Source organism: Collinsella aerofaciens (genome assembly GCF_015557435.1).
In the GTDB taxonomy this organism is placed as follows: Bacteria; Actinomycetota; Coriobacteriia; order Coriobacteriales; family Coriobacteriaceae; genus Collinsella; species Collinsella aerofaciens_Z.
The window spans coordinates 44,923-55,727 of the sequence record NZ_JADNOH010000050.1; the positions used below are offsets into that span (position 1 = coordinate 44,923).

Genomic DNA, 10,805 nt, shown 5'->3' on the forward strand with positions numbered 1-10,805 from the left:
CGGCTCGGCTCCGCGCCCGCCACTCGCAAACGAACTTTAAACGCACGAGGGTTGGCCATGCCGCTTTTCTCGCAACATACCGCCCGGTTCTCGCCGGACGTTCCTTTGGAGGGCACCAGCTCTCGCGAGCTGCTCAAGCGGTACCAGCCGCTCGAGACACTTGCGACCGGCGGTTTTGGCTCCATCGAGATCTGCCGCGACACGCACCTGCGCCGCCGCGTCGCCATTAAGCGCATCCCCCTTATCAACGGCGCCGGCATGCCCGCCAGCGACATCATGGATGTCCTGCGCGAGGCGCACACTGCCGCCATGCTTCAACATCCTAATATCGTGCAGGTCATCGACTTTACGCACGACACCGCCTATGCCTACTTGGTCATGGAGTATGTCGACGGTATGTCGCTGGCCGAGTTTTTGCATCGCGTGGACGGCCACTCGCTCACCTTTGACGAGGCCGCGGCCATTACCGATGCCCTGGGTCAGGCGCTCACCTTCGCCCATAGCAATGGCGTACTCCACCTGGACATTAAGCCCGCCAACGTGCTCATCGACCACTCGGGCAATGTAAAGCTCACCGACTTTGGCATGGCGCGACTGTCGTCCGCCGGTGGCTTTGGCGGCTCGCGCGGCGGCACCATCGGCTACATGCCGCCCGAGCAGCTCGATATCGAGACCGGCACGGTCGACGAACGCGCCGATGTCTTTGCCCTTGCCTGCGTTATCTATGAGGGCTTGTGCGGCAGCGCCCCCCTTATAGCGGCCACGCCCGCCGACTCGCTCGACCGCATCATCGGCGGCGCCACCTATCCCAGCGAGCTGATACCACACTTTCCCCCGGGAGCCGAGGCCGCGCTCATGAGCGCGCTCTCCCCCATGCCGCAGGACCGCCCCAACAGCATCGAGGCATTTTGCGACCAACTCCTTGCCGGTCTGGGCAGCGTGCGCGAGGGCCGTCGCAGTCTGGAGCAAATGGTTGGCGAGCTTTCGGATGACGAGCAGGAGCTCGACGATATCGAGCCGTCGTACTACGAGGACGACGCCATCGAGGTCGACCCCGCGCTCGGCTGGGCGGGCACGCGCTGGAGCCATGCGCGCGACTACACCATGCACGCTATCTCGGCGCTAACGTGCGGCACCTTTAGCTTTTTGCTGATGCAAACGGCCGGGGTCGCGGCGCTTCCCGGCCTGGTCATTGCGGCTATCGCGATCGGAGCGGCGGCTGGCCTGGCCCCCCAGATCGGCTCGGCCATCTCGGCTGTGGGCTTTTTGGTGCTCATGGCCAACGCCACCATGCAGGCGCAGGGCATCCTGTCGATGTTGCCCGTCGCGGTGATCTTTGCCGCTGCCATGTCCGGTTGGTGGATCGCCTGGGGTCGCACCGAGGCTGCCGCGAGCGCCGCGCTCACCTGTGCACTCGCGCTTGGCTGTCTGACTGGCAATACCTTCCTGGCAGCTGGGGTCGCCGCCGGCGTCGCGTCATTTTGGCTCGGCCCGGCAAGCGCCGCCGCGGCAACGGGCATGGGCGCGCTTTTTGCCCGTCTGGCCACGGTCGCGCTTTCAGCCGGAGGCGTGCTGGGGCTCGGTAACGTTGCCGCAGCGCTGGGAGACCCGCTCCTTTGGGCTGCCTTTGTGCTGGTCGCGGCAACTGCCGCAGCGTCATCCGCGCTGCTCAATGCCCATGCCAAGCGTGCCGATCAGGGCTCAAACCTTGCCGCAATCGCCGCCATCGCCGTCACCGGCATCGGCTGCGCAGCGTCGTCCTGTCTTGCACACCATATGGAAATTGCCAGCCTTGCAGCCGCGGTCGCCGCCAAGGCGGCGGTTGCGGGAATCCTATCCTCTATAATCGTTGGGATATGCCTATATTTGCTCGGATACCAAAGAACCTATACGGAGAGTGATCTTTCGTGAACTTCCTGAACATCTTCGAGGACCACGTGGCCGGCATCTTCGGTGCCACCCGTGCCCCGTTCTCCTTTAAGAAGCTTGCCAAGCAGGCCGCTCGCGACATGGAGGATCAGACTCTGGTGATTAACGGCGTCAACACGGCGCCGGCACTCTATACCATCCTGATCGCCGCCGACGACGATCCCATGCTCGCCCCGTTCTACCCCGAGCTTTCGCGCGAGGTCCGCGAGTTTGTGAAGGCGCAGGCCGAAAAGCGCCGCTATGTCTTTGTCGGCGAGCCCCTCGTGCGCTTTATGATCGATCCGCAGCTGCGCGCCGGCAAGTTCTCGGTCTTTGCCGAGAACGTCGATGCCCCCACGCTCGGCCGCCTGTACGAAGAAGAGCGCGCCTATCAAAACGGCCTGGGCCAGAACAACTCCGCGGCAAGCCGTGCCGCCAGCGCCCCGCGCGCCGGCCAGCAGCAGTTTGCTGCCCCGCAGCAGCAGCGCCCCGCCGCCATGCCCCAGCAGCAGCCGACGCCTCGCGCCGCCGCTCCCGACCCGCTTGCCGTGGCAGACCCCTTCGCGCCTAGCGTCCCCGACCCCGCCGCCGCACCCATCCCGGTGCCGCAGACCGTCTCGCGCGACGCGCTTGCCGGCATGGGCGGAGCCGCCGCGACCGGTGCCGCCGTGGGCCTAGGCGCCGCAGCCGGCATCGCCTCCAACATGGCGAGCACTCGCGCCCCGCAGCGCCCGCTCGCCCAGCTCGTCGACGTCGTGAGCGGCGAGAGCCATAGCATCACCTCCGCACAGGTGACCATCGGTCGCGAGCGCTCAGTTTCCGACATTGCCCTGCGCGACCCCAACGTGTCGCGCCGCCACGCCCAGCTCACCTTTACGGGCTCGGATTGGTCGATCGAGGACCTCAATTCCACCAACGGCACACTCGTCAACAACCGCCGCATTACGCGCTGCCCGCTGCGCAACGGCGATCTGCTGACGTTTGGCCTGAGCACCTTTGAATTTAGGGGATAGTCGCTTATGAACATCGATATCGTCCTTTTTGCAGGCCGCATCGTCCTGGTCGCCCTGCTCTATATCTTCCTGTTCGCCGTCATGAAGACCGGCGTGGGACTTGTGCGCGGACAGCGCCGCGACTCGGCTATCTGGACGATCGATGTGGACAAGGGTCCGCGCGGCATCCGCGGCATCCACGTAGATATGCTCGGCCCCGTCATCGTCGGTCGCTCGCCATCTTCGGACATCTGCATCAACGAACCATTCGTCTCGGCCTCACATGCGCGTTTTTCGCTGCAGGGCCCGGCGCTCATCATCGAGGACCTCAACTCGCTTAACGGCACGCTCGTCAACGGCCGCCAGCTTGTGGAGCCCGCAACACTGCGCGAGGGCGACGAAGTCCAGATTGGCGATGTGGTCATGAAGGTGAACCGTCGATGATCGACGAGGAGAACAAGTCCGCGACTATGACCGAGGCACCGGCCGCCGCCACAGCTGCGCCGGCCCACGCCGCTCCGGCGGACTCCACACCCGTGGAGCCCGAGGACACCGTGTTCTCCCTGCCTCTTTCGCATGTAACGCATGATATTTCGGATCTCGCCGATAACGAGGACGAAGAGGATGCCGTAGCGGCGCCCATCGGCGCACATGCTGCGGAACAGCCCACAGCGCCCGAAGCAACCCCGGCGCCGGCTCACTTTGCAGAGCCCGTCGCCGCGGCAATCAACGAGAGCGCTGCGGTGTTTGCGGCACCCGAGCCCGCCGCGCCGGCGTTTCCCATAGCCCCGGCATCCGAGGTTGCGCCCGCGTCTGCGCCGGCGCCCGAGGCAGGGCCATCCCCCGAGGACGGCCCTGCACCCAAGATCCCGCAGCCTGCGCCCGCAAGCGAGTCCGATACCGTGGCCGAGCCCGCCGCCCAGTCGCAAAGCACGCCCGCGCCGTCGCACTTTGCGACGCCCGAGCCTATAGACGTCAGCCCGCAAGACGACGAGTCGACCGCCCGCGCGTCCGAGGAGCCCGGCTCCCCGGACACCGGCGATTCCGAATCAAGCGCCGAGACCGACACCGTCTCTCCCGGTGACACAGCCGAGATCGACGTTGCCGCCGTTGAGGCCAAGCTCAAAGACCCCGGCTCGACCATGAGCTTTGAGCCCCTGACCGAGGAGCGCATCGAGACCGACTCGACCTATGATGCCGGCACCACCACGCAACTCATGTGGGGCGCCCGCTCCGACGTTGGCTGTGTGCGCCCGCACAATGAGGATTCCTACCTGGTGCAGTCGCCGCTCTTTTGCGTATGCGACGGCATGGGCGGTCACGCCGCCGGCGAGGTAGCCTCTTCCATCGCCGTCGAGACTATTGCCAAGACGGCCCCGCAGTCCGCCGACGCAGCACGCCTGGCCGCAGCCGTCGAGGCAGCCAACGCCGCCGTAATCGAGGCGGCCCTGAACGGCCTGGGCAAGCCCGGCATGGGTTGCACGGCCACCTGCGCCTATATCGAAAACGACACGCTCGCCATCGCCCACGTGGGCGACTCGCGCGCCTACCTGCTCCACGAGGGCACGCTGATTCGTGTGACCCGCGACCACTCCTATGTGGAAGAGCTCGTGGATGCCGGCGAAATTACGGCCGACGAGGCCCGCGTCCACCCCAACCGCTCGGTCATCACCCGCGCGCTCGGTTCGGACCCCGCCATGTACGCCGACCACTTTACTCTGCATATCGAGGAAGGCGACCGCCTGATCCTGTGCTCGGACGGCCTTTCGAGCATGATTCCCGATAGCGATATCGAGAACATTGCCACACAGTCCTCGACCGCGCAGATCTGCGTCGACAACCTGGTGGATGCTGCGCTTGCCGCCGGCGGTCACGACAACGTGACCGTAGTGGTCGTCGACCTGGTCGACGACGGCGTTATGCGCGAGGCGCAACGCGTGCGTCGCCGCAATGTCATCATCGCTGCCGTCCTGGCCCTTGTCTTTGTGCTGGCAGCCGGCATCTGGGCCTACACGGGCATCACCGGCTCGTACTACCTGGGGACCTACCAGGGCAATGTCGCAGTTTGGCGCGGCGTGCCCGGCAAGCCGCTCGGCCTTAAGCTCCACTGGCTCGAGAGCGAAACGAGCATCAAGCTGTCCGACCTGCCCGAAGACACGCAGAACCGCCTTAAGGCGGGCATTCCGCAAACGAGTGTCGACGATGCGCAGGACACCATTTCCAAATACCGTCATCAGATTGACGAGGAGCAGACCCGCCAGGTGATTGACGCGCAAACGATTCGCGACAACACCGACCAGGGATCGACCTCCGAGTCAGATTCCGAGAAAACCGCCGAACAGTCCGCCGAGGCCGAAGCCTCCGACAAGAACTAGAAAGGGAGTGCCGCTTATGAGTCGCCGCAACACCGAAATGCTCTTACTCATCGCCTCGGCGTTCCCCGTCATCCTGCTGTATGCGATGTACGTGCTCACCGCGGGCGCCGCTATCTCATTTGAGACGCTCGCCGTGCCGATCGGACTCTTTGCCGCCTTCGCTGCGGCGCACATCGCCGTGCGCATCTTGGCGCCCGGTGCCGACCCGGCAATTCTGCCCATCGTCTTTGTTCTGTCGGGCATCGGCATCACGTTTGTGACGCGCCTGGCGCCCGACCTCGCCATCTCACAGCTCGTCATCCTGTTTATCTCGGTGGCGTTGATGGTGGGAACGCTCGCGTTGGTCAAAAACCTCGACGTGGTCATGCGCTACAAATACACCTTTGGCATCATCGGCATCATCTTGCTGATGCTGCCGATCTTTATCGGCACCACGATCTCGGGCTCCAAGCTGTGGATTCGCATCGCCGGCTTTACCATCCAGCCCGGCGAGTTCGCCAAGGTCTTTATCGTGCTGTTCCTGGCCGGCTACCTGGCCGAGAACCGCGAGCTGCTCTCTATTTCCAACCGAAAGATCCTGGGCTTTAAAGTTCCGCGCCTGCGCCTGCTGCTTCCGCTCTTTGCGGTGTGGGGCGTATGCCTGCTCGTCGTCGTCTTCGAGCGCGATTTGGGCTCGGCCGTGCTGTTCTATACCATCTTCTTGCTGATGCTCTACGTTGCCACGGGACGCTTCTCGTACGTCATCATCGGCCTCGCGCTTTTGGCCGTGGGAGCCGTGGGCGCCTACAAGTTCCTGTCGCACGTTCAGGTGCGTTTCCAGGTTTGGGTCGATCCGTTCAAGGACGCCCAGGGACAGGGATACCAGATCGTCCAGTCGCTCTTCTCGCTCGCCGATGGCGGTCTGGTCGGCGTTGGTATCGGCAACGGCATGGCCAACAACATCCCCGTCGTCGAGTCCGACTTTATCTTCTCGGCCATCGGCGAGGAAATGGGCCTTTTGGGCGGCGGTGCCGTACTCATCCTGTTTATGCTCTTTGCCGTTCGCGGCCTGACCACGGCCGCCCGCGCCAAGTCCGACCTTGCCGCCTTTAGCGCGACCGGCCTTACGGCCGCCATCAGCTTCCAGGCTTTCTTGATCGTTGGCGGCGTTACCCGCCTGATCCCGCTGACCGGCGTTACCCTGCCCTTTATGAGCCAGGGCGGCTCCTCGCTGCTGGCGAGCTTTATCATCGTTGCGCTGCTGCTGCGCGCCGGTGACGAGGCAACCGGACGCGAGGCCGAACTCACCGGCACCGGCACCATGGCAGCCATCACCGACGACCAGGTCGCATCCGCCGCGGCCCCGACCGGCACGCGTTTTGCCGCCTCGTCCTCGTATGGTCGCGGCAACCACTCCGCCGGCTCGCGCATGCGCCGTCGCCTGCTCGACACGCCCGAATCCGGCGTGCTCGGCCGCGTGGCACTCGCCAACCGCCTGACCCGCGCGGTACTCGCCTTTACGGCGCTGTTCGCCATTCTTATCGGCAACCTCACCTATGTCCAGGTCATCAAGGCCAAGGACTACCAGGACATGCCGACCAACAACCACACCATCGCCCGCTCCAAGTACATCCAGCGCGGCTCCATCATCACATCTGATGGCGTGACGCTTGCCGAGTCGCTGCAGCAGGAGGACGGTACCTACGCCCGCTCCTACCCCAACGGCAACATGGCCGCGCACGTGGTGGGCTACGTAAGCCAGCAGTACGGCACCGCCGGCATCGAGGCCGTCATGAACGACACGCTCACCGGCTCCAAGGATTACTCCAGCTGGAACAACGCCATCGCGTCGCTCGCAGGCCAGACCCAGCCGGGCAACACCGCCAAGCTCACCATCGACTCGCGCATCCAGACGGCTGCCGAGCAGGCGCTCAAGGGCTTTAAGGGTGCCGTGGTGGTCTTGGATCCGCGCACCGGCGCGGTCCTCGCATGCGCCAGCTCGCCCACCTACGACAACACCAACATCGACGCGCTGCTGCAGACGGGCGGCGGCGAGGACGGCTCCATGTACGACCGCGCCATGGACGCGCTGTACACCCCGGGTTCCACCTTTAAGGTCGTCACGCTTTCCGCCGCGCTCGAGACCGGCACCGCCAGCCTTACGAGCACCTACCAGGCGCCCGGCTCCATGGACATCGGCAACGCGCCGGTCACCAACTACGCCAACGAGAGCTATGGCACCATCAGCCTCCAGCAGGCGTTTGCCGTTTCCTCCAACGTCGTCTTTGGCCAGGTGGCCAACGAAGTGGGCGCAAACACGCTCGTGCAGTTTGCCAACGCCTTTGGCTACGGCCAGAAGCTCGGCCAGGACCTGACCTCCGCGGCCTCCATCATGGCCGACCCGTCGCTCATGACCGAGTGGGAGACCGCCTGGGCCGGCGCCGGCCAGCCTGTCGGCATGGACCACACGCCCGGCCCGCAGACCACCGTCATGCAAAACGCCGTGATTGCCGCCGCCATCGCTAACAGCGGCGTGGTCATGGACCCGTACTTTGTAGCCCAGGTACTCGCCCCGGACGGAACCGTGGTCAAGACCACGCAGTCCCGCTCGCTGGGTCAGGCCGTCAGCTCCGCCACGGCCGACCAGGTCAAGCAGGCCATGCTTGCCGTCGTCCAGTCCGGCACCGGCACCGATGCCCAAATCCCCGGCGTCAAGGTCGCCGGCAAGACCGGCTCGGCCGAGACCGGCGGCACCAACGTCAACTCGATGTTCGTTGGCTTTGCACCTTACGATTCACCCACGGTCGCCATCTCGGTGGCCTTGGAGGATTACGACAAGCATGACGTCGAGGCCGCCAAGATCGCCGGCATCGTCCTGACCGCGGCGCTTGCCGCACAGGGAGCGTGATGCCCATGACCGAATCGGACACCCGAGGCACGCCGCGGCCGAAGAGTTAGCGGCAACGCGCCACACGGCCCCAGCGGCCACATCGAAGGTACTACACACATCGTTGAGCGAATAGTTATGTTAGGAGCAGGAATGGAACAGAGGGTCCTCGGGGGAAGATACCTCCTCAAGGATAAGGTGGGAACAGGCGGCATGGCGACCGTCTACCGTGCGCAGGACCAGGTCCTCGACCGCACGGTAGCCGTCAAGATCATGCTGCCACAGTATGCCGGCGACGCAACCTTCGCCGCACGCTTTAAGCAGGAGGCCCAGGCAGCAGCCGGTCTCTCCTCCCCCTATATCGTGGGCGTCTACGATTGGGGCAAGGACGGCGACACCTATTACATCGTCATGGAGTACCTGCGCGGCACCGACCTCAAGAGCGGCATCAAGAGCCATGGAGCCCTCGACCCCAAAAAGGTCGCGCAGATCGGCTCGCAGATCAGCTCTGCGCTTTCGGTCGCACACAAGCACGAGATCATCCACCGCGACATCAAGCCGCAAAACATCATGGTGCTGCCCGACGGCAATATCAAGGTCATGGACTTTGGCATCGCACGCGCCAAGAACAGCCACCTCACGCAGGACAACAACGTGCTGGGCACCGCTCACTACGTAAGCCCCGAGCAGACACGCGGTCAGGACCTGGGCCCCACCTCGGATATCTACTCGCTGGGCGTCGTTATGTACGAGTGCGCCACCGGCCGCGTGCCCTTTGACGGCGATGATGCGATCTCGGTCGCGCTCAAGCAGGTCAACGAGCTGCCCATCCCGCCGAGCCAGATCAACTCCGGCGTCGACGCCGATCTTGAGCGCATCATCCTCAAGTGCATGGAAAAGGACCCGGCGAATCGCTTCCAGACGGCCGACGAGCTGCGTCAGGTGCTCAACAGCTACCTGTCCGGGCGCGCCGTCAACATTTCCGAGCCCACGCGCATCATCGGTGCCCCCGGCGAGCTCGGCGCCACCAAGACCCGCGAGCTTTCCGACCAGACGCGCGCCATGGTTCGTCCCGTCTCGGGCGTGAGCGGCCAGAACACCACCCGTAGCGCTGTTTCGGGCTCCACGGGTTCCTACGAGGTCGAGAAGCCCAAGTCCAAACAGAACAAGATCATCGCCGCCGTGGTCGCTGCTGTTGCCGTCATCGGCATTGTGGTGGCCTTTGCCACGGGGCTCTTTGGAGGCGAGCAGGTCACGGTGCCCGACGTACTGGGCAAGGACCAGCAGACTGCCGTGGAGCTGATCAAGGAGGCCGGCCTCGAGGTTGGCACCGTCGATCAGAGCTACAACGACGACGTCGACGAGGGCAAGGTCGCCGAGCAGACGCCCAACGGTAACACCAAGAAGGCCAAGGGCACAAAGGTGAGCTTGGTGATCTCCAAGGGCCCCAAGCCTTCCGAGAAGGTTGAGGTTCCGCGGCTCGTCGGTCTGACCAAGGACCAGGCAGAGGCGGCGCTGGCGAGCGTTGGCCTGAAGGGCAACGCTTCCGAGGAGGCCAACGAGGCCGATGAGGGCCAGGTCTTTGAGCAGGGCACCGAAGCCGGCAAGGAAGTCGAGAAGGGCACGACCATCTCGTACAAGGTCTCGAGCGGCCCGGACACCACGTCCGTCCCCGACCTGACCGATATGACCGAGTCCCAGGCGCGCAACGCCCTCGATATGGCGGGCTTTGGCGTCGATGTGAGTTATCAGGAGAACGACTCGGTTACCGAGGGTACCGTGATCAGCTGGAACCCCAGCGGCAAGCAAAAGCCCGGCGCCACGATCACCGTCGTCATTGCCAAGAAGTCCGGCAAGGCCACCGTCCCGAGCAACCTGTACGGCAAGAGCATCTCCGCCGCCGTCACCGCGCTCAACAACGCCGGCTTCTACAACATTGGCTTCTGCGACCAGAACGGCAACCCCGTGAGCGGCAACGAGAGCGCTACCGTAACGGGTGTCTCCCCCACCGGCAAGCAGTCTACCGACAGCACGATCACGTTGACGGTCGCACTTTCTGGCTCGGGTTCGGGCTCTGGCTCGGGCACGGGTGACGATTCCGGTACGACCAACTAGTCGCCACCCCACCGCTCATCACGGCTCTCGCCGCAAACATATTCGCTCACAGGCGCCCGCTTGCTCCCCCAGCAAGCGGGCGCTTCGTTTTTGACATGGCATGAACCAGAAGAGCCCGGCACCGTGGTGGTACCGGGCTCGACAAATCTCAGGTGCCCCCGGGCGGATTCGAAAACTCCCCCCGCGGGGAAATGAGTGACGCGGGTGTCGACGGTCCGAATCCGGTCCTTAGACCAGAAGAGCCCGGCACCATTGCGGTACCGGGCTCGATAAATCTCTGGTGCCCCCGGGCGGATTCGAACCGTCGACACCCGCTTTAGGAGAGCGGTGCTCTATCCCCTGAGCTACGGAGGCATGTTGTACTAGTGTAGCAGATTTGCGCCGCTGCCATGCAGCGCATAGCCACTCTTCGAAGTTGCGGTGGAATAGCCTTCGGGAAAGCGCGTCCCACTATCCAGGCGAATTCTGGGACCGACTTTCCCAATGGAGTCTCTCAGGGGTAGCGCGCAGAGATGTGGTGTAAGAGGCGGGGCATGCCCCGCCTCTTCT

General features: G+C 64.4%; 6 protein-coding genes and 1 tRNA gene. 6 read left to right on the forward strand and 1 reads right to left on the reverse strand.

The features are described from left to right. Window positions 1–57: 57 nt before the first annotated feature. From I2G43_RS04715 to pknB, 6 genes are all read left to right on the forward strand, one after another. A complete protein-coding gene (locus I2G43_RS04715) occupies window positions 58–1,911 on the forward strand; it encodes a serine/threonine-protein kinase (protein WP_195535279.1) in 1,854 nt (617 codons plus the stop codon). Beyond that, entirely contained in the window at window positions 1,908–2,921 is a 1,014-nt protein-coding gene (locus tag I2G43_RS04720; RefSeq protein WP_035136732.1) for an FhaA domain-containing protein, read from the forward strand. Before I2G43_RS04715 ends, I2G43_RS04720 begins: the two co-directional genes overlap by 4 nt. Window positions 2,922–2,927: 6 nt before the next feature. Continuing rightward, complete coding sequence (locus tag I2G43_RS04725) at window positions 2,928–3,344, forward strand: FHA domain-containing protein (RefSeq protein ID WP_006235180.1); 417 nt, start codon at window positions 2,928–2,930, stop codon at window positions 3,342–3,344. Continuing rightward, window positions 3,341–5,275 (forward strand): Stp1/IreP family PP2C-type Ser/Thr phosphatase, encoded by a 1,935-nt coding sequence (locus I2G43_RS04730; protein WP_195535280.1) that lies wholly within the window; start codon window positions 3,341–3,343, stop codon window positions 5,273–5,275. Before I2G43_RS04725 ends, I2G43_RS04730 begins: the two co-directional genes overlap by 4 nt. 16 nt (window positions 5,276–5,291) lie before the next feature. After that, on the forward strand, window positions 5,292–8,162 hold the full coding sequence (locus tag I2G43_RS04735; protein WP_195535281.1) for an FtsW/RodA/SpoVE family cell cycle protein: 2,871 nt from the start codon (window positions 5,292–5,294) through the stop codon (window positions 8,160–8,162). A 132-nt stretch (window positions 8,163–8,294) separates the two neighbouring features. Then, entirely contained in the window at window positions 8,295–10,256 is a 1,962-nt protein-coding gene (pknB, locus tag I2G43_RS04740; protein ID WP_195535282.1) for a Stk1 family PASTA domain-containing Ser/Thr kinase, read from the forward strand. Window positions 10,257–10,534: 278 nt separating this feature from the next. Here the strand turns inward: pknB and I2G43_RS04745 are convergent. Beyond that, a tRNA-Arg gene (locus I2G43_RS04745) sits at window positions 10,535–10,610 on the reverse strand. Between the last annotated feature and the right edge of the window lie 195 nt (window positions 10,611–10,805).

Coding starts and splice junctions, on each gene's coding strand:
- I2G43_RS04715 (WP_195535279.1), top strand. CDS start 58: ATGCCGCTTTTCTCGCAACATACCGCCCGGTTCTCGCCGGACGTTCCT.
- I2G43_RS04725 (WP_006235180.1), top strand. CDS start 2,928: ATGAACATCGATATCGTCCTTTTTGCAGGCCGCATCGTCCTGGTCGCC.
- I2G43_RS04730 (WP_195535280.1), top strand. CDS start 3,341: ATGATCGACGAGGAGAACAAGTCCGCGACTATGACCGAGGCACCGGCC.
- I2G43_RS04735 (WP_195535281.1), top strand. CDS start 5,292: ATGAGTCGCCGCAACACCGAAATGCTCTTACTCATCGCCTCGGCGTTC.
- pknB (WP_195535282.1), top strand. CDS start 8,295: ATGGAACAGAGGGTCCTCGGGGGAAGATACCTCCTCAAGGATAAGGTG.